Below are 22,928 nucleotides of genomic sequence, written 5' to 3' on the forward strand. Positions count from 1 at the left end.
GGAACGGATGGCCCGGGCCACGGCGGCCGGCCTGGTCACCGCGGTCGTGGAGGCGCAGGCCGCGCGGGGCGACGCCCGTCTGGTGCTGACCGGCGGACGCAACGGCAACGCGCTGCTGGCCGCCCTGACCCGGGCACCGGGGCGGGACGGCGTGGACTGGTCCCGCGTGGAACTGTGGTGGGGCGACGAGCGGTTCCTGCCCGACGGCGACCCGGACCGCAACCACACCCAGGCCCGCGAGGCGTTCCTGGACGCCGTGCCGCTGGATCCGGCACGCGTCCACCCGATGCCCGCCTCCGACGGCCCGCACGGCGACGACGCGGCCGCGGCCGCGGCGGCGTATGCGGCCGAGCTGGCCGCCGCGGCGGACGCGGCCGGCGGGGGCGAGGGGGGAGCGCCGCGGGTGCCGGTCTTCGACGTCCTGCTGCTGGGGCTCGGTCCGGACACCCATGTGGCCTCCCTCTTCCCCGGCCATCCGGCCGTGCGGGAGGAGGCGCGGACGGTCACCGGCGTCCTGGAGGCCCCGAAGCCGCCACCGACCCGGATCTCCCTCACCCTGCCCGCCATCCGGTCGGCCCGGGAGGTCTGGCTGCTGGCGGCGGGCGAGGACAAGGCCGAGGCCGCGGCCGGCGCGCTGGCGGCGCAAGACCCCTTCGAGACCCCCGCGGCGGGAGCCCGGGGCCGCGAGCGCACCCTGTGGATCCTGGACGAGGCGGCCGCCGCCCGCCTCCCCGCCGCGGCCCGGGGCTGAGCGGGGAACGGACCCGTACGGCCCCGTGGCCGCCGGAAGGACACCCCGCGGCCCGTCCCCCGCTCGACGCGTGGGACGGGCCGCGGCCCCGTGCGGCGGCCTCCGGCGTGGGCCGGTGGCTCTCAGCCGCGGCCCCGCAGGGCCCGGTAGCGGGCCACCAGGGCGGCCGTGGAGGCGTCCAGGCCCGCCACCTCGGCCCCCTCGGTCAGTGCGGGCTCGACGCGCTTGGCGAGCACCTTGCCCAGCTCCACGCCCCACTGGTCGAAGGAGTCGACGTTCCACACCGCGCCCTGGACGAACACCTTGTGCTCGTACAGCGCCACCAACTGCCCCAGCACCGACGGCGTCAGCTCGGAGGCGAGGATCGTCGTCGTGGGACGGTTGCCCCGGAAGGTGCGGTGCGGGACCTGCTCCTCGGCGACGCCCTCCGCCCTGACCTCCTCCTCGGTCTTGCCGAACGCCAGGGCCTGCCCTTGGGCGAAGAGATTGGCCATCAACAAGTCGTGCTGCGCGGCCTGTTCGGGCGACAGGCCGGGCACCGGTCGGGCGAAGCCGATCAGGTCGGCGGGGATCGTCTTGGTGCCCTGGTGCAGCAACTGGAAGTAGGCGTGCTGGCCGTTGGTGCCCGGCGTGCCCCAGACCACCGGCCCGGTCTGCCAGCTCACCGGCTCGCCCCGCCGGTCCACCGACTTGCCGTTGGACTCCATGTCGAGCTGTTGGAGGTAGGCGGTGAACTTCGACAGGTAGTGGCTGTAGGGCAGCACCGCGTGCGACTGGGCGTCGAAGAAGGAGCCGTACCAGATGCCCAGCAGGCCCAGCAGCAGCGGGGCGTTGTCCTCCGGCGGCGCGGTGCGGAAGTGCTCGTCGACGGTGCGGAAGCCGTCGAGCATCTCGCGGAAGCGATCCGGGCCGATGGCGATCATGAGCGAGAGGCCGATGGCCGAGTCGTACGAGTAGCGCCCGCCGACCCAGTCCCAGAACTCGAACATGTTCGTGGTGTCGATGCCGAACTCCTCGACCGCCCTCGCGTTCGTCGACAGCGCCACGAAGTGCTTGGCCACCGCCTCCTTCCCCGCGCCCAGGCCGCTCAGCAGCCAGTTCTTCGCCGTGGTGGCGTTGGTGATCGTCTCGATCGTGGTGAAGGTCTTGGAGGCGACGACGAACAGCGTCTCGGCCGGATCCAGGCCCTGGAGGGCCTCGTGCAGGTCCGCGCCGTCCACGTTGGAGACGAAGCGGACGTCCAGGTCCCGGTCGGTGTAGGCGCGCAGCGCCTCGTACGCCATCGCCGGGCCCAGGTCGGAACCGCCGATCCCGATGTTGACGACCGTCCTGACGGGCCTGCCGGTGTGGCCGGCCCACCTGCCCGAGCGGACCGCCTCGGCGAACACGGACATCCGGTCGAGCACGGCGTGCACGGCGGGCACCACGTTCCCGCCGCCCTCCCCCTCGACCTCGATCACCGCCTCCCGCGGGGCGCGCAGGGCGGTGTGGAGGACGGCCCGGTCCTCGGTGTTGTTGATCCGCTCCCCGCGGAACATCGCGTCCCGCAGCCCGGCGACGTCGGCGGCCTCGGCCAACTCGCGCAGCAACCGCAGCGTCTCGTCCGTCACCAGGTTCTTGGAGTAGTCCAGGTACAGGTCGCCGACCCGGACGGTGTACCGCTCCGCGCGGCCCGGATCGTCGGCGAACAGGTCGCGCAGGTGCACCTCCCCCAGTTCCTCGCGGTGCCTGGCCAGCGCCTGCCACTGCGGCATGCGGTCGAGCCTGTCGCGGCCTTCAGCGTTCATCTGCGAACTCAGTCCACTTCTCTCGGTTCTCTCGTGGCACACCCCGCCGCAGACCAACCTAATGGAACGACGGCCCGGCCGCGCGCCCCGACGGGGCGTACGGCCGGGCCGTCGCCGAGTCTCCGCCGCCCGGTCGGGCCGCGTTCAGATCTCGCCGCGGAGCTTGGCCAGCGCCTCGGCGAGGATCGCCTCGCCGTCGGCGTCGCTGCGCCGCTCGCGCACGTACGCCAGGTGTGTCTTGTACGGCTCGGTGCGCGGCGGGTCCGGCGGGTTGTCCCGGTCCTTGCCGGCCGGAAAACCACAGCGCGGACAGTCCCAGGTCTCCGGGATCTGCGCGTCACTGGCGAAGCTTGGCTGGGTCTCGTGCCCGTTGGAGCACCAGAAGGAGATGCGCAGACGCGGCGCGGACTCGCCCCGCTCGGCCTCCCCCATCGGCCCCGCTCCGACCCGGCTGCCCCGGATCGCGTTGCCACTTGCCACGGTCGTAACTCCCTGCCTCATGGTGCCGCGGAGCCTTGACGGACCGCTCCGCTGCGGGTGCCCCAGTGTACGTAGGGCCCAACGCACGTCCACAGAGCGGAGTTACCGTCCCGCGGACCCGTGGACGCGAGCCTCATGATAGGCCGGGATGGCGGCGGAGCGTCAGGAGTCGAGCTTCATCAGGATGCCGAGCGCCACGATGATGGCGAACCAGACGAGACCGACCACGACCGTGATCCGGTCGAGGTTGCGCTCGGCGACCGAGGAGCCGCCGACGGAGGACTGCATGCCGCCGCCGAACATGTCGGAGAGGCCGCCGCCCTTCCCCTTGTGCATCAGCACGAGCAGCATCAGCAGCAGGCTGAAGACGACGAGGGCGATGGAGAACCCCAGGATCACGGCTGGACCAACTCTCTCGGACGGGTGGAAGACGGATGGGAACTGCCGGGTGGTGCGGGTGGTACCGGTGTGGTGCGTGCCCCGCGAGGACGCGGGGCCGGGAGACGCGGAGTGCCCGCTCCCGGCCCCGACAGGGTACGACGTACGGAGCCCGCCGTCACTCGCCGCCGATCGCGGCGGCCTTCCTCACTGGTCGCGGAAGCGAACGATCCTCACGAACTCGTCCACGTCCAACGAGGCCCCACCGACCAGCGCGCCGTCCACGTCCGGCTGCGCCATGATCGCGGCGACGTTCCCGGACTTCACCGAGCCGCCGTACTGGATGCGGACCGCGTCGGCCGTCTCCCGGTCGTACAGCTCGGCCAGCCGGCCGCGGATCGCGCCGCACACCTCCTGGGCGTCCTCGGGGGTGGCGACCTCGCCGGTGCCGATGGCCCACACCGGCTCGTAGGCGATGACGATGCTCGCGGCGTGCTCGGCCGACACGCCCGCGAGGGCCCCGTCCACCTGGGCGAGCGTGTGGGCCACCTGGTCGCCGGCCTTGCGGACGTCCAGGCCCTCGCCGACGCAGAGGATCGGGGTCAGGCCGTGCTGGTGGGCGGCCTTGACCTTGGCGTTGCACAGGTCGTCGGTCTCGTTGTGGTACTGGCGCCGCTCGGAGTGGCCGATCACCACGTAGGTGCAGTTCAGCTTGGCGAGCATGGCGCCGGAGACCTCTCCGGTGTACGCGCCGGACTCGTGCGCCGAGATGTCCTGGGCGCCGTAGCGGATCTTCAGCTTGTCGCCGTCGACCAGGGTCTGCACCGAACGCAGGTCGGTGAAGGGGGGCAGGACGGCGACCTCGACGGCGTCGTGGTCCTTGTCGTTCAGGGCGAAGGCGAGCTTCTGGACGTGGGCGATGGCCTCAAGGTGGTTGAGGTTCATCTTCCAGTTGCCCGCCATCAGCGGGGTGCGGTGTGCCATGGGTAGGGGTGCCTTTCAGTTCACTCCGCCGCGACGGCGGCTCGTGCCGTCGCCGTCCGTGCGGCGGAGAGGTGCGGGCATCGTCGTGGTCGTCCGCGGCCCGGCGGCCGCGCGGGCTCCTCCGGCCGCCGCCGGGAGGTGCCTTGGGCTCACGCGTCCTCCAGCGCGGCGAGCCCGGGGAGCGTCTTGCCCTCGAGGTACTCGAGACTGGCGCCGCCGCCGGTCGAGATGTGGCCGAACGCCGTCTCCTCGAAGCCCAGGATGCGGACGGCCGCGGCGGAGTCGCCGCCGCCGACGACGGTGAAGGCGGAGCTGTCGATCAGCGCCCGGGCGACGGCCCGGGTGCCCTCGGCGTAGTCGGGGTGCTCGAAGACGCCCATCGGCCCGTTCCAGAAGACGGTGGCGGCGTCGGCGAGCTTGGCCGCGTACAGCTCGCGGCTGCGGGGGCCGATGTCCAGGCCCATCAGGTCGGCCGGGATGGCGTCCGCGGCGACGGTGGTGTGCTCGGTGGGCGCCTTGGCCCCCAGGTCGGGGAAGTCGGCGGTGGCCACCACGTCCACCGGCAGGACGAACTCCACGCCCCGCTCCTCGGCGCGCTTGAGGTAGCCCCGGACGGCCGGGATCTGGTCCTCCTGGAGCAGCGAGGCGCCGATCTCGTGGCCCTGGGCCTTGAGGAAGGTGTACGCCATGCCGCCGCCGACGAGGATGCGGTCGGCGCGCTCCAGCAGGTGCTCGATGACACCGAGCTTGTCGGAGACCTTGGCCCCGCCCAGGACGACCGCGTAGGGCCGCTCGACGTCGTCGGTGAGCCGGCGCAGGACGCCGACCTCGGTGGCGATGAGGTCACCGGCGGCGTGCGGCAGCCGCGCCGGGAGGTCGTAGACGGAGGCGTGCTTGCGGTGCACGGCGCCGAAGCCGTCGCCGACGTAGCGGTCGGCCAGGGTGGCGAGGCGGTCGGCGAAGGCGCCGCGCTCGGCGTCGTCCTTGCTGGTCTCGCCGGCGTTGAAGCGCAGGTTCTCCAGCACCGCGACCTGCCCGTCGGCGAGGCCGTCGACGGTGGCGCGCGCGGACTCGCCGACGGTGTCGGAGGCGAACGCGACGTCCTTGCCGAGGAGTTCGCCGAGCCGCCGCGCGACGGGGGCGAGGGAGAACTTCGGGTCCGGGGCTCCCTTGGGGCGGCCCAGGTGGGAGGCGACGACCACCCGGGCGCCGGCCTCGACCAGCCTGGTGATCGTCGGGAGGGCCGCGCGGATGCGGCCGTCGTCGGTGATGGTCTCGCCGTCGAGCGGCACGTTGAGGTCGGCGCGGACGAAGACCCGCCGGCCCGCCACGTCGAGATCGTCGATCGTCTTCATGGTGTGGCTCCGTAGTGGTCGGCCCGTGGGGCCGAGTCCGTGGTCGGTCATCGTGAGGCGGGGCCCGCGGGACGCGTCGTCGCGCCCTGCGAGCCCCGCTGTGTCACATCTCGGCGCTGCGGTGGGACAGCGTGTTCAGAGCCGCTCGCCGACGTAGACCGTCAGGTCCACGAGGCGGTTGGAGTAGCCCCACTCGTTGTCGTACCAGCCCACGATCTTGACCTGCTTGCCCTGGACCATGGTCAGGGAGGAGTCGAAGGTGCAGGAGGCCGGCCAGTTGACGATGTCCGAGGAGACGATCGGGTCCTCGGTGTACTCCAGGATGCCCTTCAACCGGCCCTCGGCGGCCTTCTGGAAGGCGGCGTTGACCTCGTCCTTGCTCACCTCGCGGTCGAGCTCCAGCACGAGGTCGGTGACCGAGCCGGTCGGGACCGGGACGCGCATGGCGATGCCGTCCAGCTTGCCCTTGAGCTGCGGCAGGACGAGCGCGGTGGCCTTGGCGGCACCGGTCGAGGTGGGGATGATGTTCTCGGCGGCGGCGCGGGCGCGGCGCAGGTCCTTGTGCGGGAAGTCCAGGATGCGCTGGTCGTTGGTGTACGCGTGGACGGTCGTCATCATGCCCTTGACGATGCCGAAGCTCTCGTCCATCACCTTGGCCATCGGCGCCACGCAGTTGGTGGTGCAGGAGGCGTTGGAGACCACGTGGTGCTTCTCGGCGTCGTAGGACTCGTGGTTGACGCCCATGACGACGGTGATGTCCTCGTTCTTGGCCGGGGCCGAGATGAGGACCTTCTTCGCGCCGGCCTGGAGGTGCTTGGCGGCGTCCTCGCGCTTGGTGAAGATACCGGTGGACTCGATGACGACGTCGGCGCCGAGCTCGCCCCACGGAAGGGCGGCCGGGTCGCGCTCGGCCATCGTCTTGAAGGTCTGGTTGCCCACCGTGATGGTGTCGGCGGTGTGGCCGACCTCCTGCTTGAGGCGGCCCAGGATGCTGTCGTACTTCAGCAGGTGCACCAGGGTCGCGTTGTCGGTCAGGTCGTTGACACCGACGATCTCGACGTCCGCGCCCTGCTCCAGGAGCGCGCGGAAGTAGTTGCGACCGATGCGGCCAAAGCCGTTGATGCCTACGCGGATCGTCACGAACCGATCTCCTCGTTGGTACGCCGGTGCGGACACCGACGAATGCTGTTTGGGATGTCCCCGACCACTTCCGACCCTACCGCGCCAGGCGCCGGCAAGTGGCATCGACCACCTTCCGGACACGGTGTGGCGCACCGACGCCTCGGCGGCGGGCGAAGGCGGACGGCACGGGGTTCGCCCGGGGCGGCCCGAAGGGGCGGGAGCGGGTGTCCGCGACGGGTGTCCGCGAGGGGTCCGCGACGGGGCGACCGGCGGTGAGGAGACGCGCGCGAGGGCCGGGAGCGGCCGGCCGCGACGTCAGCCGACCATCTCCTCCGTCAGGTTCGACTCGGTGCCGGGGATGCCCAGGTCCGCGGCGCGCTTGTCGGCCATGGCGAGCAACCGCCGGATGCGGCCGGCGACGGCGTCCTTGGTCAGCGGCGGGTCGGCCAGCGCCCCCAACTCCTCCAGGGACGCCTGCTTGTGCTCCATCCGCAGCCGGCCGGCGGCGGCCAGGTGCTCGGGCACGTCGTCGCCCAGGATCTCCAGGGCCCGCTGCACGCGGGCGCCGGCGGCGACGGCGGCGCGGGCCGAGCGGCGCAGGTTGGCGTCGTCGAAGTTGGCCAGTCGGTTGGCGGTGGCGCGCACCTCGCGGCGCATCCGCCGCTCCTCCCAGGCCAGCACGGACTCGTGGGCGCCCAGCCGGGTGAGCAGGGCGCCGATGGCGTCGCCGTCGCGGACGACGACGCGGTCCACGCCGCGCACCTCACGGGCCTTGGCGGAGATCTGGAGGCGCCGGGCGGCACCGACGAGGGCGAGGGCGGCCTCGGGGCCGGGGCAGGTGACCTCCAGGGAGGAGGAACGGCCGGGCTCGGTGAGCGAGCCGTGTGCCAGGAAGGCACCGCGCCAGGCGGCCTCGGCGTCGCAGGTGGCGCCGGAGACGACCTGCGGCGGCAGACCCCGCACGGGGCGGCCGCGGCCGTCGACCAGGCCGGTCTGCCGGGCGAGCTGGTCGCCGCCCGCCACCACGCGTACGACGTAGCGGCTGCCGCGCCGCAGGCCGCCGGGGGCCATCACCACCAGGTCGGAGGCATGGCCGAAGATCTCCAGGACGTCCTTGCGGAGTCTGCGGGCGGCGATGCCGGTGTCCAACTCGGCCTCGATCACGATGCGGCCGCTCACCAGGTGCAGTCCGCCCGCGAAGCGCAGGATCGACGAGACCTCCGCCTTCCGGCAGCAGGTCCGGGTGACGGGAAGCCGAGAGATCTCGTCCTTCACCGCTGCCGTCATCGCCATGGGCCGATCCTTCCATGCATTCGAAAAATACGGTCGTACGCGGCGGCCAACAGTTCCGGGTCGTGCCGGGGCGTGCCCCCACCCGACGCGGCCACCTCGGCCAGCTCGACCGTTCCGCCCAACCGCCCGGCGGCCTCGCGGAGACCGTCCTCGTCGGGCACGGCGGCCCGGTCGGCCAGCACCACGTCGAAGGTGAGTTTAGGGGCGTGCCGTGCCAAAACCTCCAAATGACGCTGCGGGGAGAACCCATCGGTCTCACCGGGCTGCGGTGCGAGGTTGAGCGACAGCACCCGGCGCGCCCGGGTCTCGGTGAGCGCCGTGAGGAGTTCGGGGACCAGCAGGTGCGGGATCACCGAGGAGAACCAGGAGCCGGGTCCGAGCACCACCCAGTCGGCGTCCAGGACCGCCTCGACGGCCTCGGGGACGGCGGGCGGATCGTGCGGAACGAGGTGCACCTGCTGCACCTCGCCGGGGGTGAGGGCGACGGTGGCCTGGCCCCGGACGGTGGTGACCTCCTCCGGGCACGCCGGGTCGTGGCCGCGCACCAGGGCCCGCAGCTCCAGCGGGACGGCGGACATCGGCAGCACCCGGCCGTGCGCGCCCAGCAGCTTGCCCACCAGGTCCAGGGCCGCCACGTGGTCCCCCAGCTGTTCCCACAGGGCGACGATGAGGAGGTTGCCCACGGCGTGCTCGTGCAGCTCGCCCCGGCTGACGAAGCGGTGCTGGACGACCCGGGCCCACGTCCGCCCCCACTCGTCGTCCCCGCAGAGCGCGGCCAGGGCCTTGCGGAGGTCGCCGGGAGGCAGCACACCCAGCTCGTCGCGGAGCCGACCGCTGGAACCGCCGTCGTCGGCGACGGTGACGACGGCGGTCAGGTCGCGGGTGATGCGGCGCAGCGCGGCGAGCGAGGCGGACAGGCCCATGCCGCCGCCGAGGGCCACCACCTTCGGGGTCCCGCCGCGGCTGACGCGGGTGGTGACCAGGCGCCTCAACCTTCGGGTGCGGACGCTCACTCGCGTCCCATGTCCCGGTGTACGACGACGGTCTCCACGCCCTCGGCGGCCAGCCGCCGGGCCAGCTTCTCGGACATCGCGACGCTGCGGTGCTTGCCGCCGGTGCAGCCCACGGCGACGGTCACGTAGCGCTTCCCCTCCCGTCGGTAACCGGCGGCGATGAGCTGGAGCAGTTCCGCGTAGCGGTCCAGGAACTCCTTGGCGCCGGGCTGGTCGAAGACGTACCGGGCGACCTCGTCGTTGAGGCCGGTGTAGGGCCGCAGCGCGGGGACCCAGTGCGGATTGGGCAGGAAGCGGCAGTCGACGACGAGGTCGGCGTCGACGGGGAGGCCGTACTTGTAGCCGAAGGACATCACCGTCGCCCGCAACTCCGGCTCCTCCTCGCCGGCGAACTGGGCGTCGAGCTTGGCGCGCAGCTCGTGGACGTTGAGGGAGGAGGTGTCGATGACCAGGTCGGCGTCGCCGCGCAGCTCGCGCAGCAGGTCGCGCTCGGCGGCGATGCCGTCCACGACCCGCCCGTCGCCCTGGAGGGGATGGGGGCGGCGCACCGACTCGAAGCGGCGCACCAGGGCCTCGTCGGAGGCCTCCAGGAAGACGATGCGGCGGGTGACGTTCTTGGCGTCGAGGTCGGCGAGGGACTCGCGCAGGTTGTCGAAGAAGCGGCGGCCCCGGACGTCGACGACGACGGCGATCTTCGCGACGTTGCCCTGGGAGCGGGCGCCCAGGTCGACCATGGTCGGGATCAGGGCGGGCGGCAGGTTGTCCACCACGAACCAGCCGAGGTCCTCCAGGCACTTGGCGGCGGTGCTGCGTCCCGCGCCGGACATGCCCGAGATGATCACCAGTTCGGGGATGGCCGCGCCCTCGGGCCCGCCGGTCCCCTTGGCGACCGCCGGGCCCGCGCCGGCGTCCGCCCTGTCGCTGTCCGTGCCCGTGTCCGTTCCCACCTGTGCTCCGTCTTCCGTGTGCTCGCTCATCCGCTCTCCCCCGGTGGTCGTTGTCGTGTCCCGGTGTCCTCGGTCTCCCCGGTGCTCACCGGTCTTCCAGGATCTCACCCGTGGCGGTGTTCACCGCCGGGGCGGTCGGTGCCGTCCGCGCCAGGGCCGCGGCCACGGTCTCGGCGGTCTTGCGGCCGATGCCCGGGACCTCGCAGATCTGCTCGACGGTGGCGGCGCGCAGCCGCTTGACCGAGCCGAAGTGCTTGATCAGTGCCTGCTTCCTGGTCTCCCCGAGGCCGGGGACGGCGTCGAGGGGGCCCTCCCGCATCGACCTCGACCGCTTGCCGCGCTGGTAACGGATGGCGAAGCGGTGCGCCTCGTCACGGACCCGTTGCAGAAGGTACAGGCCCTCGCTGGTGCGGGACAGGACCACCGGGTCGTCCTCGCCGGGCAGCCACACCTCCTCCATGCGCTTGGCCAACCCGCACACGGCGACGTCGTCGACGCCCAGTTCGTCCAGGGCGCGTCGGGCGGCGGCGACCTGCGGTCGGCCGCCGTCGACGACCACCAGTTGCGGCGGGTAGGCGAACTTCGGCGGCCGTTCGCGCCCCGCCTCGCCGTTCCGCTCGCCGGCGGGCCGCTCGGCCGGGGCGGTTCCCTCGTCGTCCCGGCCGTCCCGGGCGCCGTGACCGCCCTCGGCCCCGGCGGTGCCGTCGGCCTCCTCCGCCGTCGCCCACTCGCCGGTGCGCCGGCGCTCCTGGAGGTAGCGGCGGAAGCGCCGGGAGACCACCTCGTGCATGGAGCGGACGTCGTCCTGCCCCGCGAAGCCCTTGATCTGGAAGCGCCGGTACTCGCTCTTGCGGGCCAGCCCGTCCTCGAAGACCACCATCGAGGCGACCACGTCGTCGCCCTGGAGGTGGGAGATGTCGAAGCACTCGATCCGCAGCGGCGCCGAGTCCAGCCCGAGGGCCTCGGCGATCTCCTCCAGGGCCCGGGAGCGGGTGGTCAGGTCGGAGGCGCGCCTGGTCTTGTGCAGGGTCAGGGCCTGCTGGGCGTTGCGCCGGACCGTCTCCATCAGGGCCCGCTTGTCGCCGCGCTGCGGCACGCGCAGGTCGACGGCCGCGCCGCGCCGCTCGGCGAGCCACGCCGTGACCGGCTCCGCCGGCTCGGGCAGGGCCGGGACCAGCACCTCCCGGGGGACGGCGTCACCGCTCTCCTCCCCGTAGAGCTGTTGCAGGGCGTGCTCGACGAGCCCGGCGGCGGTGACCTCCTCCACCTTGTCGGTGACCCAGCCGCGTTGGCCGCGCACCCGCCCGCCGCGGACGTGGAAGATCTGGACGGCGGCTTCCAGTTCGTCCTCGGCCACCGCGATCAGGTCGGCGTCGGTGGCGTCGGTGAGGACGACGGCGTTCTTCTCCATCGCCCGCCGCAGCGCCTCGATGTCGTCGCGCAGCCGGGCCGCCCGCTCGTACTCCATGTCCTCGGCGGCCCGGTGCATCTCCCGCTCCAGACGGCGCAGGTGCGCGCCCGTGCGCCCGGCCATGAAGTCGCAGAACTCCTCCGCCAGCCGGCGGTGCTCCTCGGCGGTGACCCGGCCGACGCAGGGGGCGGAGCACTTGCCGATGTAGCCCAGCAGACAGGGGCGGCCGATCTGGGCCGAGCGCTTGAAGACCCCGGCCGAGCAGGTGCGCACGGGGAAGACCCGCAGCAGCAGGTCCACGGTCTCGCGGATCGCCCAGGCGTGGGCGTAGGGGCCGAAGTAGCGCACGCCCCTCTTCTTGGGGCCGCGCATCACCTGGACGCGCGGGAACTCCTCGTTCAGCGTCACCGCGAGGGAGGGGTAGCTCTTGTCGTCGCGGTACTTGACGTTGAAGCGGGGGTCGTACTCCTTGATCCAGGAGTACTCCAGCTGGAGCGCCTCGACCTCGGTGGAGACCACCGTCCACTCCACGGAGGCGGCCGTGGTGACCATGGTGCGCGTGCGCGGGTGGAGGTTCGCCAGGTCCTGGAAGTAGTTGGCCAGGCGCTGGCGCAGGCTCTTCGCCTTCCCGACGTAGATCACCCGGCCGTGTTCGTCACGGAACCTGTAGACCCCCGGGGAGTCGGGGATCTCTCCAGGCCTGGGGCGGTAGCTGGAGGGGTCTGCCATGGTGCCCACCCTACTGGCGGGGTGTGACGGGGGAGGCGGCCGGCGCCGCGCTCCCCCGCTCCGTCCGCGGTGGTCCCGGTCACCAGCCGCGTTCGCGCCACTCCGGCAGGTGGGGGCGCTCGGCGCCCAGGGTGGTGTCGGCGCCGTGGCCGGGGTAGACCCAGGTCTCGTCGGGGAGTTCGCCGAAGAGCCTGGTCTCCACGTCGTGCAGCAGGGTGGCGAACGCCTCGGCGTCGCCGCGGGTGTTGCCGACGCCGCCCGGGAAGAGGCTGTCCCCGGTGAAGACGTGCGGGTGGCCGTGCGGGTCGTCGTAGACGAGCGCGACGGAACCGGGGGTGTGGCCCCTCAGGTGCCGGACGGTGAGGGGGACCCGGCCGACGGTGACGGTGTCCCCGTCGTCCAGGAGCACCTCGGTGGGGACGGGGATGCCCTCGGCGTCGTGGCGCCCGGCGTGGGTGCGGGCACCGGTGGCGCGCACGACGGCGTCGAGGGCCTGCCAGTGGTCGGCGTGGCGGTGGGTGGTGACGACGGTGGCGATGCCGTCCTCTCCGATGAGGCCGAGCAGGGTGTCGGCGTCGGCGGCCGCGTCGATCAGCAACTGCTCGCCGGTGGCGCGACAGCGCAACAGGTAGGCGTTGTTCTCCATGGGGCCGACCGCGACCTTGGAGATCATCAGGTCGGTCAGTTCGTGGACGTCGGCCGGGCCGTCGACCACGACCTTTCCGGTGTACGGCATGGGCTCGCGACTCCTTGCGGTGGGTGCTGTCGGTGGTGACGCGCGCGTGGGCGACCGGCGTGCCTACAGGGGCGGCAGCGGGGGCAGGGCCGTGTCGGAGGCGGTGAGTCCCGTGCCGTCGGTGCGGCCGGTGAGCCAGCCGACGAGCGCGGTGGCCGAGCCCGAGACGACCACCGTCTCCTCCGTCGTCCCTCCCGTGCCGTCCCCGTCGCCGGCCGGGCGACCGGTGCGCAGGGTCCGGCCGTCCTCGACGCGCAGTTCCAGGGGCCTCACTCCTGGGTGCCCCGAGAACCGCCCGGCCATGTTCTCCAGTTCCCGGTCGGTGAAGGAGGCGGGCATGTCGCCGAGCTCGTAGCCGATGCCGAGGTCGACGTGGTGCAGTTCGATCTCGATGCGGCGGCGAAACGGCAGGGAGGAGGCCAGGTCGGTGACGCCGTTGCGCAGCTCGACGGTGGCCCGCCACTGCTCGTCGGTGAGGGCGGCCAGCGCCGCGTCCAGGCGGGCCGCGCTGCCGCGCAGGTCCTCCAGCTGGGCCGCGAGGGGCCGGGGGGCGTCGCGCTCGATGTCGGCCTCGCGGGCCTCGGCACTGGAGTACATGGGCCGTCCGGCGAGCACGTTGACCAGGGCGTCGGCGTTGCGGGACAGGTGGGCCAGGACGTGGCCGCGGGTCCAGCCGGGCAGTCGGGACGGCTCGGCGAGCGAGGCGTCGTCCAGCTTCTCCACGGCGGCCAGGAGGCGGGCGGTGGACTCTGCGAGGGCGGCGGTGTCGGCGGTCGGGTCGACGGCGGGCGAAGTCATGATCCAAAGCTATCCCCGCCACTCCTTCGGGTGAAGCTCACGGGGACCGCCCATAAATCGAATGTGCGTGCTATAGGCTCGCGATGCGCACCGCGTACGACATCACGGCGGCGCTCCCCATACCCTGGGGCGGGGGCTCCGCCCCCTCTTCTCCACACGAAAGGTGCCGACCGGCGTGACCGACCGTCTCATCGTCCGTGGCGCTCGCGAGCACAATCTCAAGAACGTCTCGCTCGACCTCCCCCGGGATTCCCTGATCGTCTTCACCGGGTTGTCGGGATCGGGCAAGTCCTCGCTCGCCTTCGACACGATCTTCGCCGAGGGGCAGCGCCGCTACGTGGAGTCGCTGTCCTCCTACGCCCGGCAGTTCCTGGGGCAGATGGACAAGCCCGACGTGGACTTCATCGAGGGTCTGTCGCCGGCGGTCTCCATCGACCAGAAGTCCACCTCGCGCAACCCCCGCTCGACGGTCGGCACCATCACGGAGGTCTACGACTACCTCCGTCTGCTGTTCGCGCGGATCGGCAAGCCGCACTGCCCCGAGTGCGGGCGCCCGATCTCCCGGCAGTCCCCGCAGGCCATCGTGGACAAGGTGCTCTCCCTGGAGGAGGGCAGCCGCTTCCAGGTGCTCTCCCCCCTGGTGCGCGAGCGCAAGGGCGAGTTCGTCGACCTCTTCGCCGAGCTCCAGGCCAAGGGCTACAGCCGCGCCCGGGTGGACGGCGCGACGGTCCAGCTCTCCGACCCGCCGCAGTTGAAGAAGCAGGAGAAGCACACCATCGAGGTGGTGGTGGACCGCCTGACGGTGAAGGGGAGCGCCAAGCGGCGGCTGACGGACTCGGTGGAGACCGCGCTCGGGCTCTCGGGCGGCATGGTCGTCCTCGACTTCGTCGATCTGGACGAGGACGACCCGCAGCGCGAGCGGATGTACTCCGAGCACCTGTACTGCCCCTACGACGACCTGTCGTTCGAGGAGCTGGAGCCGCGCTCGTTCTCCTTCAACTCCCCCTTCGGCGCCTGCCCGGAGTGCACCGGCATCGGCACCCGCATGGAGGTGGATCCGGAGCTGATCGTCCCCGACGAGGACAAGTCGCTGGACGAGGGCGCGATCCACCCCTGGTCCCACGGCCACTCCAAGGAGTACTTCGGGCGACTGATCGGCGCCCTGGCCGACGCCCTCGGCTTCCGCACCGACATCCCCTGGCGCGGGCTGCCGCAGCGCGCGAAGAAGGCCCTGCTCAACGGCCACCGGACGCAGATCCAGGTCCGCTACCGCAACCGCTACGGGCGGGAGCGGTCGTACACCACTCCCTTCGAGGGCGCGGTGCCCTTCGTCAGGCGGCGCCACTCGGAGGCCGAGACGGACTCCAGCCGGGAGCGCTTCGAGGGCTACATGCGCGAGGTGCCCTGTCCGACCTGCGAGGGCACCCGGCTCAAGCCGATCGTCCTGGCCGTGACGGTGCAGGGGAAGTCGATCGCGGAGATCTCCGCGATGTCGATCAGCGAGTGCGCCGATTTCCTGGGCGCCCTGGAGCTCGTCGACCGCGAGAAGGTGATCGCCGAGCGGGTGCTGAAGGAGGTCAACGAGCGACTGCGGTTCCTGGTCGACGTCGGCCTGGACTACCTCTCGCTCAACCGTGCCGCCGGGACGCTCTCCGGCGGCGAGGCCCAGCGCATCCGGTTGGCCACCCAGATCGGCTCCGGCCTGGTGGGGGTGCTCTACGTGCTGGACGAGCCCTCCATCGGCCTGCACCAGCGCGACAACCACCGGCTGATCGAGACCCTGGTGCGGCTGCGGGACATGGGCAACACCCTGATCGTCGTCGAGCACGACGAGGACACCATCAAGACCTCCGACTGGGTGGTGGACATCGGCCCCGGCGCGGGCGAGCACGGCGGCGAGGTGGTGCACAGCGGACCGCTGAAGGAGCTGACGGCCAACGAGAAGTCGGTGACCGGGCAGTACCTGTCCGGGAAGAAGAGCATCCCCGTCCCCGCCGCGCGGCGGCCGGTGGACCGGGAACGGATGCTGACGGTGCGCGGGGCGAAGGAGAACAACCTGCGCGACATCGACGTCTCGTTCCCGCTGGGGGTGCTCACCGCGGTCACGGGCGTCTCCGGCTCGGGGAAGTCCACCCTGGTCAACGACATCCTGTACACCCATCTGGCGCGGGAGCTGAACGGCGCGAAGGCGGTGCCGGGCCGGCACGTGCGGGTCGAGGGCGACGACAAGGTGGACAAGGTCGTGCACGTCGACCAGTCCCCCATCGGCCGCACCCCCCGGTCCAACCCGGCCACCTACACCGGCGTCTTCGACCACGTGCGCCGCCTGTTCGCGGAGACGACGGAGGCGAAGGTCCGCGGCTACCAGCCGGGGCGCTTCTCCTTCAACGTCAAGGGCGGCCGCTGCGAGAACTGCTCCGGCGACGGCACGATCAAGATCGAGATGAACTTCCTGCCGGACGTATACGTGCCGTGCGAGGTCTGCCACGGCGCGCGCTACAACCGGGAGACGCTGGAGGTGCACTACAAGGGCAAGTCCATCGCCGAGGTGCTGGACATGCCCATCGAGGAGGCGCTGGACTTCTTCTCAGCGGTCCCGGCGATCTCCCGCCACCTGCGCACCCTCAACGACGTCGGGCTCGGCTACGTCCGGCTGGGCCAGCCCGCCACGACGCTCTCCGGCGGCGAGGCACAGCGTGTGAAGCTCGCCTCCGAGCTCCAGAAGCGTTCCACCGGACGCACGGTCTACGTGCTGGACGAGCCCACCACCGGTCTGCACTTCGAGGACATCCGCAGGCTGATCGAGGTGCTGTCCGGGCTGGTGGAGAAGGGCAACACGGTGATCGTCATCGAGCACAACCTCGATGTGATCAAAACGGCGGACTGGATCGTGGACATGGGCCCGGAGGGCGGCAGCGGCGGTGGCCTGGTCGTGGCCGAGGGCACCCCGGAGCAGATCGCCGCGGCCCCGGAGAGCCACACCGGCAAGTTCCTCCAGGATGTCCTGCCGCCGACCCCCTGAGAATCGGAAGGGAAAGAACGACCCATGAGCACCCAGCCTCCCGGCCGTCGCACCGTCCTGTGCGGCACGGCCCTCGCCGGGGCCGCCGGGATCGGCCTGACGGCCTGCTCGGGCCCCGGCTCGGGCGACAGGCGGAGCCCGGCCGTCCCGACCGCTCCCCTGGACCTCGGAGCGGCCGACGCCGTCCCGGTGGGCGCCTCCCGGCTCTACCGGGACCAGAAGCTGGTCGTCTCACAGTCCGAGGAGGGCCGGTTCAAGGCGTTCAGCGCGGTGTGCACCCACGCGGGCTGTGTGTTGACCTCGGTGGACGAACTGGAGGCCGACTGCACCTGCCACGGCAGCCGCTTCGACACCACCAGCGGCGAGGTCCTGGCGGGTCCGGCGAACGAGCCGCTGCCCGAGGTCCCGATCCGGGTGGCCGGCGGCCGGCTGGTCGCCGGCCCTGGCAGCTGACCGCGCCTCACCCACCCCCGCCCACCCCGTCCGGCCCAACCGCCGGACGGGGTGGGCGTGTTGTTCCTTCCGGGTTGTTCTCCCGCAGTTCGCACACGCCCTCTGGTGTGGACCGGTCGCTCTTGGAACCCTGTGGCGCCGGTGCGCAAGGAGCGCACGTTCTCGCAGCGTCTGTGGGTGATGTCCGTGTCACGAGGGTCGCACAGCAGAAGAGTCCGCCAATGGGTCGTGGTGTGCGCCGCGGCCGTCTCCGCGCTGGTCCTGGGGCCCGCGCTGCCGTCCGCCACCGCCGTCCCGTCCACCGCCGTCCCGCCCTCCCTCTCCCTCCGTGCCGCGGACACCCGCACCGCCGCGGTCGCGGACGAGGGCCTGGAGATCTCCCGCACCACCCGCCCGGTGGCGCCCGGTACCACCCTGACCTCCTTCGACCGGTTGGAACCGGACAAGTGGTTGCGCGCCGACGCCCTCAGCGTCGACCTCGACGGGGGCGCCGGGGTCGACTACCTCTCCTCCGGCGGGGTCTCCGACCGCGCCACCGTCTCCGAGCTGGCCGCCGAGCACGACCCCGGTCCCGGTCGACGCACCGTCGCCGCCTTCAACGCCGACTTCTTCGACATCAACCGGACCGGCGCCCCGCTCGGTCCCGGCATCGACGACGGCGAGGTCACCCACTCCCCCGCCCCCGGCGTCACCGAGGCGGTCGGATTCGGCCCGGACGGTGCCGGCCGCATCCTCGACCTGTACTTCGAGGGCACGCTCGCCCTTCCCGACGGCCCCGTGCCGCTGGCCGCCTACAACGCCGCCAACGTCCCCGCCGGAGGCATCGGCGCCTACAACGCCCGGTGGGGCAAGGCCGACCGCGCCCTGACCGTGGGGGGAGCCGAGGAGGTCACCGAGGTGACCGTCTCGTCCGGCCGGGTCGTCTCCGTCTCCGACACGCCCGGCAGCGGCCCGATCCCCGAGGGCACCACCGTGCTGATCGGTCGCGACGCGGGAGCCGGGGCACTGGCCGGGCTGTCCCCCGGGACCGCGGTGAGCTGGGAGTACGAGCTGCGCACGGAGGACGGCGGCACGGCGCCGGACACGGCCGTCGGCGGCCGCGGCGTGCTCGTCGTGGACGGGGAACCGCAGAACTGGGACGGACGGCCCAACAACACCGCCGCGCCTCGCACCGCCGTCGGCTTCTCCCGGGACGGCACCACCTTGCACGTGCTGACCGTGGACGGGCGCCAGGCCGCCTCCGGTGGGGTCACCCTCACCGAACTGGCCGAGATGATGGACGACCTGGGCGCCCACAACGCGTTGAACCTCGACGGTGGCGGCTCCTCCACCCTGGTCGTCCGGGAACCCGGTTCGGACACCCTGCGGGTGGAGAACAGCCCCTCCGACGGCTCCGAGCGCGAGGTGCCCAACGGACTGGCCGTCACCGCCCCCGACGGCAGCGGACGGCTGGAGGGCTTCCGGGTGGAGACGGCCGCGGACCCGGCCCGGACCCCGTCGGCGGACAACGTGCCCGGGGGGCACCCCGAACGGGTCTTCCCCGGCCTGACCCGCGCCCTCACCGCCGCCGGACACGACGAGACGTACGGCCCGGCGGACGGCGCCGCCCGCTGGCACAGCACCCGTCCCGAGATCGGGCGGGTGGACGGCGACGGCGTCTTCCACGCCCGCCGGACCGGCCGCACCGAGGCCGTCGCCCGGCTCGGCCGGGCCCGCGGTTCCCTGGAACTGACCGTGCTGGGCCCGCTGGAGCGGATCGAACCGACCCGGGAGCGGGTCGGGCTGGCCGGACCGGACGACACGGGATCGTTCGGTTTCGTCGGCTTCGACGCCGACGGCCACAGCGCGCCCGTGGACCCGTCGGACGTCACGCTCGACTACGACCGTTCGCTGTTCCGCGTCGCCCCCGACCCGACCGGCGGTGACTTCACCGTCTCCGCGGCCGACGGCACCGGGTCGGTCTCCGGGCTGGTCCGGGCGACGGTGCGGGGCGCCGGGGGCGGCGAGGACGCGACGGCGGTCCTGGCCGTCACCGTCGGCCTGCGGGACCTTCCGGTGGCGGACTTCGAGGACGCCGGGGAGTGGACCTTCAGCGCCGCCCGGGCCTCCGGTTCCCTGGCCGCCGTCCCCGAGGGACGCGACGGCGCCGGGCTGCGGATGACCTACGACTTCACCCGGTCCACCGCGACCCGCGCCGCCTACGCCAACCCGCCCCGTCAGATCGAGGTGCCGGGCCGGCCGCAGAGCTTCGCCCTGTGGCTCAAGGGGGACGGGCACGGCGCCTGGCCCTCCCTCCATCTGACCGACGCGGCCGGCACCGCCCAGGTGCTGCGCGGCCCGTACGTCACCTGGACCGGTTGGCGGCAGGTCGTCTTCGAGGTGCCCGAGGGCGTCGCCCACCCGCTGCGGGTCCGGCGGTTCTACCTGGCCGAGACCCGTGCCGCCGAGCAGTACGACGGCGCGGTCGTCCTGGACGGGCTGACCGCCCGGGTCCCGCCGGACGTCGCCCTGCCCGACACCGTGGAGCACCGGGACCCGCTGATCTCCACGGCCGCCGACACCGCGGGCCGCGACTGGCGCTTCGCGGTGGTCTCCGACGCCCAGTTCGTCGCCCGCGACCCCGACAGCCCACTGGTGCGCCAGGCCCGGCGGACCCTGCGGGAGGTGCGGGCGGCCCGGCCCGACTTCGTGGTGGTCAACGGCGACTGGGTGGACGAGGGCTCGCCGCAGGACCTGGCCTTCGCCCGCCGGATGCTGGAGGAGGAGCTGGGCGACGAGGTGCCCTGGTACTACGTGCCGGGCAACCACGAGGTGATGGGCGGCTCCATCGACGCCTTCCGCGCGGAGTTCGGCGAGACCCACCGCGTCTTCGACCACAAGGGCACGCGTTTCATCACCCTGGACACCTCCTCGCTGACCCTGCGCGGAGGCGGCTGGGAACAGATCCGCCTGGTGCGCGAGCGGCTCGACGCCGCGGCCCGGGACCGCGGGATCGGATCGGTCGTCGTCCTGGCGCACGTACCGCCGCGCGACCCGACCCCGCAGCAGGGCAGCCGGCTCACCGACCGGTACGAGGCGGACCTGCTGGAGGACTGGTTGGGCGACTTCCGCCACCGCACCGGCAAGGGCGCGGCGTTCATCGGCTCGCACGTCGGCGTCTTCCACGCCTCCCGGGTGGCCGGCGTGCCGTACCTGGTCAACGGCAACGCGGGCAAGGCACCGGCCGCGCCCGCCGACGAGGGCGGCTTCAGCGGCTGGTCGCTGGTGGGCGTCGACCGGGAGGCGCGGGACGCGGGGCGGGACTGGATCTCGGTGCAGACCCGCGCCCACGTCGACGGCCTCTCCCTCGACGCGCCGGAGACGGTGGAGGCGGGCGGCGCGCCGGGAGAGGTCTCCGCGGCGGTCGTCCAGGGCTCGGGGGCCTCGGCCCGGACGGTTCCGGTGGGACGGCCGCTGAGCGCGGACTGGTCCGGCTCGCGCGGGCTGTGCACGGGTGAGGCGAAGCGGGCCCGCGGACACTGCGTCGCGGTCCTGGACTCCGAGGCGGGCACCCTGACCGGTCTGCGACCGGGCACGGTGGAGGTCGCGGTGACCGTGAGCGGTGAGCGTCGCCGGGCGCGGGTCACGGTCGTGCGGTGACGCGAGGCGGCGGTGCGGCGGGCCGGATGCCCCGCCGCACCGCCGCCGTACCGCCGCCGGTCAGTCGCGCCGCGCCGCCGTCGTGCCCTGTCGCTCCTGCTCCTCCCGCGCCTGCCGACGGGAGACGCGGAGGCTGGTGAGGGTGGTGACGACCAGCACCGCGCAGATCACGCCGAGCGAGACGGGGGTGGAGATCTCCGGGACGTGGACGCCCTGCTCGTGGAAGGCGTGCAGCACGAGCTTGACACCGATGAAACCGAGGATGATGGACAGGCCGTAGGAGAGGTGGACCAGCTTCTTCAACAGGCCGCCGATGAGGAAGTACAGCTGGCGCAGGCCCATCAGGGCGAAGGCGTTGGCGGTGAAGACGATGTACGGGTCCTGGGTCAGTCCGAAGATCGCGGGGATGGAGTCCAGGGCGAACAGCAGGTCGGTGCTGCCGATGGCGAGCATGACGATCAGCATCGGAGTCATCAGCCGCTTGCCGTTCTCGATGACGAACAGCTTGGTGCCGTGGTACTCCGAGGTCGAGGGGAAGCGCCGCTCGACCGTCTTCAGCAGGCGGTTCTCCTCGTAGGCCTCGTCCTCGTGGCCCTGCTCCTCGGCACGGGCCTCGCGGACCAGCTTCCAGGCCGTCCAGATCAGGAAACCGCCGAAGACGAAGAAGATCCAGGAGAAGGCGGAGATCAGCGCGGCACCGGCGGCGATGAAGACGGCGCGCATGACGAGCGCTATGAGAACGCCGATCATCAGCACACGCTGTTGGTAGATCGTCGGTACCGCGAACTTCGCCATGATGAGGACGAAGACGAAGAGGTTGTCGACGCTGAGGGACTTCTCGGTGATGTACCCCGCGGCGAACTCGCCGGCGGGCCGGCCGCCGGCGGCCACGTAGAGACCACCGCAGAAGAGGATGGCGAGGACGACCCAGACGACCGTCCAGATGCCGGCCTCCTTGATGGAGACCTCGTGCGGTTTGCGTCCGATGAAGAAGTCGACGGCGATCAGGGCGCACAGACCGACGACGGTCAGCACCCAGACGTTCAAGGAGACATCCATACGGGAAATCCTCCGGCTCTGGTTGCCGGAGGTCTCCTCCGTCCGAGCCCGTCGGGCCACGGACCGACGCCCCGGGACCGGTCACACCCGGCCCGTATTGACGGAACGCCGCTGATCGGGAGTACTCCCCTCCGCTCATGACAGAGTAAAGGAATGCCAATGGGAGGTAAAGTCACGATCGCTCGCGCATCGCCCCCGCGTCGTTCGGCGGCCCGCCGGGCGCCTTGGGGCCGGGCACGGGGCCCGGCGACGGGGTCGACGGACCCCGCCCCTGGGCTCCCCGACGTCTACAGCAGCGGCAGGATCGCCGGCATCAGGTCCTGGAAGGTACGGCCGTCGGTGGGGGTGCCCAGGGCGGTCATCTGCCAACCGGTGCCCTGCCGGTGCACCTTGGCCATGATCTGCGCGGTGTACCGGCCGCCGCCGGTGAGGGTGTAGCGCGCCAGTTCCTGACCGTTCGTCTCGTCCACCAGGCGGCAGAACGCGTTCTCCACCTCGGCGAAGGTCTGGCCGGTGAAGGAGTTCACGGTGAAGACGATCTGGTCGATACGGGCCGGGACCCGCTGGAGGTCCACCAGGATCGCCTCGTCGTCCCCGCCCTGTCCGACACCGCCGACCAGGTTGTCACCGGTGTGGCGCACGGAACCGTCGTCGCTCACCAGGTGACGGAAGAAGACGACGTCCTTCGGCTCGTTCCCCGCGAAGAGCACGGCCGAGGCGTCGAGGTCGATGTCCTTCGTGCGCCGCCCGAACAGACCGCGGCGGGGGGCGGCCTGCCAGCCGAGCCCCATCCGCACCGCGGTCAGGGTCCCCCCGTCGGACTTCTGCAGGCTGATCGCCTGTCCCTTGGACAAGTTGACCGTCACGTGCGTTCCCCTCTTTCCTGCCTCGCCTGAGCAACGGCCGTCGGTGACGACCGCCACGAACCCTATGCACCGCCGGTGACGGCCCAAACGGCACGACCGGGATTT

Annotated in this window: 18 protein-coding genes; 4 read left to right on the top strand and 14 right to left on the bottom strand. The window is 72.3% G+C overall.

The features are described 5' to 3' along the window. The first annotated feature begins 7 nt into the window (after positions 1-7). The gene (pgl, locus tag F0L17_RS05215; RefSeq protein WP_155073179.1) at positions 8-751 is read left to right on the top strand and encodes a 6-phosphogluconolactonase; all 744 of its coding nucleotides are present in this window, start codon (positions 8-10) and stop codon (positions 749-751) included. Positions 752-873: 122 nt separating this feature from the next. On the opposite strand, the gene pgi is transcribed toward pgl, so the two are convergent. The 12 genes from pgi to F0L17_RS05275 form a co-directional block, all read right to left on the bottom strand. Next, positions 874-2,538: a glucose-6-phosphate isomerase gene (gene pgi, locus F0L17_RS05220; protein ID WP_155070153.1), complete on the bottom strand. Its 1,665-nt coding sequence runs from the start codon at positions 2,536-2,538 to the stop codon at positions 874-876. Between the two features lie 144 nt (positions 2,539-2,682). Next, a complete protein-coding gene (locus F0L17_RS05225; RefSeq protein WP_162465822.1) occupies positions 2,683-3,018 on the bottom strand; it encodes an RNA polymerase-binding protein RbpA in 336 nt (111 codons plus the stop codon). 162 nt (positions 3,019-3,180) lie between these two features. Further along, positions 3,181-3,417: a preprotein translocase subunit SecG gene (gene secG / locus F0L17_RS05230; protein ID WP_162465823.1), complete on the bottom strand. Its 237-nt coding sequence runs from the start codon at positions 3,415-3,417 to the stop codon at positions 3,181-3,183. Between the two features lie 186 nt (positions 3,418-3,603). Next, a complete protein-coding gene (gene tpiA, locus F0L17_RS05235) occupies positions 3,604-4,380 on the bottom strand; it encodes a triose-phosphate isomerase (protein WP_155070155.1) in 777 nt (258 codons plus the stop codon). Positions 4,381-4,529: 149 nt separating this feature from the next. Further along, entirely contained in the window at positions 4,530-5,735 is a 1,206-nt protein-coding gene (locus tag F0L17_RS05240) for a phosphoglycerate kinase (protein WP_155070156.1), read from the bottom strand. 135 nt (positions 5,736-5,870) lie between these two features. Next, complete coding sequence (gene gap, locus F0L17_RS05245; RefSeq protein WP_162465824.1) at positions 5,871-6,875, bottom strand: type I glyceraldehyde-3-phosphate dehydrogenase; 1,005 nt, start codon at positions 6,873-6,875, stop codon at positions 5,871-5,873. Between the two features lie 297 nt (positions 6,876-7,172). Beyond that, positions 7,173-8,150 (bottom strand): DNA-binding protein WhiA, encoded by a 978-nt coding sequence (whiA, locus tag F0L17_RS05250; RefSeq protein ID WP_155070157.1) that lies wholly within the window; start codon positions 8,148-8,150, stop codon positions 7,173-7,175. Further along, the gene (locus F0L17_RS05255) at positions 8,141-9,163 is read right to left on the bottom strand and encodes a gluconeogenesis factor YvcK family protein (RefSeq protein ID WP_162465825.1); all 1,023 of its coding nucleotides are present in this window, start codon (positions 9,161-9,163) and stop codon (positions 8,141-8,143) included. The genes whiA and F0L17_RS05255 overlap by 10 nt, the downstream gene beginning before the upstream one ends. Next, positions 9,160-10,140, bottom strand: coding sequence for an RNase adapter RapZ (rapZ, locus tag F0L17_RS05260; RefSeq protein WP_155070158.1), 981 nt, complete (start codon positions 10,138-10,140; stop codon positions 9,160-9,162). Before rapZ ends, F0L17_RS05255 begins: the two co-directional genes overlap by 4 nt. Positions 10,141-10,195: 55 nt before the next feature. Further along, complete coding sequence (uvrC, locus tag F0L17_RS05265) at positions 10,196-12,250, bottom strand: excinuclease ABC subunit UvrC (RefSeq protein WP_155070159.1); 2,055 nt, start codon at positions 12,248-12,250, stop codon at positions 10,196-10,198. 79 nt (positions 12,251-12,329) lie between these two features. Then, positions 12,330-12,986 carry an MBL fold metallo-hydrolase gene (locus F0L17_RS05270; protein WP_155070160.1) on the bottom strand — a complete coding sequence of 219 codons (657 nt, stop codon included), beginning with the start codon at positions 12,984-12,986 and terminating at the stop codon, positions 12,330-12,332. 63 nt (positions 12,987-13,049) lie between these two features. After that, positions 13,050-13,784, bottom strand: a complete 735-nt coding sequence (locus tag F0L17_RS05275; RefSeq protein WP_155070161.1) for a maleylpyruvate isomerase family mycothiol-dependent enzyme — start codon at positions 13,782-13,784, stop codon at positions 13,050-13,052. 175 nt (positions 13,785-13,959) lie between these two features. On the opposite strand from F0L17_RS05275, the gene uvrA reads away from it, so the two are divergent. The 3 genes from uvrA to F0L17_RS05290 all read left to right on the top strand — a co-directional run bounded on the left by uvrA (position 13,960) and on the right by F0L17_RS05290 (position 20,898). Next, complete coding sequence (gene uvrA / locus F0L17_RS05280; protein WP_162465826.1) at positions 13,960-16,806, top strand: excinuclease ABC subunit UvrA; 2,847 nt, start codon at positions 13,960-13,962, stop codon at positions 16,804-16,806. Positions 16,807-16,830: 24 nt separating this feature from the next. Further along, positions 16,831-17,259, top strand: a complete 429-nt coding sequence (locus tag F0L17_RS05285) for a QcrA and Rieske domain-containing protein (RefSeq protein ID WP_155070163.1) — start codon at positions 16,831-16,833, stop codon at positions 17,257-17,259. Between the two features lie 180 nt (positions 17,260-17,439). Next, entirely contained in the window at positions 17,440-20,898 is a 3,459-nt protein-coding gene (locus F0L17_RS05290; protein ID WP_155070164.1) for a phosphodiester glycosidase family protein, read from the top strand. A gap of 60 nt (positions 20,899-20,958) precedes the next feature. Here F0L17_RS05290 and F0L17_RS05295 read toward each other — a convergent pair whose 3' ends face one another. Further along, entirely contained in the window at positions 20,959-21,957 is a 999-nt protein-coding gene (locus F0L17_RS05295; protein WP_155070165.1) for a TerC family protein, read from the bottom strand. Between the two features lie 287 nt (positions 21,958-22,244). After that, positions 22,245-22,823, bottom strand: coding sequence for a TerD family protein (locus tag F0L17_RS05300; RefSeq protein WP_162465827.1), 579 nt, complete (start codon positions 22,821-22,823; stop codon positions 22,245-22,247). Positions 22,824-22,928 lie beyond the last annotated feature (105 nt).

The organism is Streptomyces taklimakanensis (assembly GCF_009709575.1).
Classification (GTDB): Bacteria; Actinomycetota; Actinomycetes; order Streptomycetales; family Streptomycetaceae; genus Streptomyces; species Streptomyces taklimakanensis.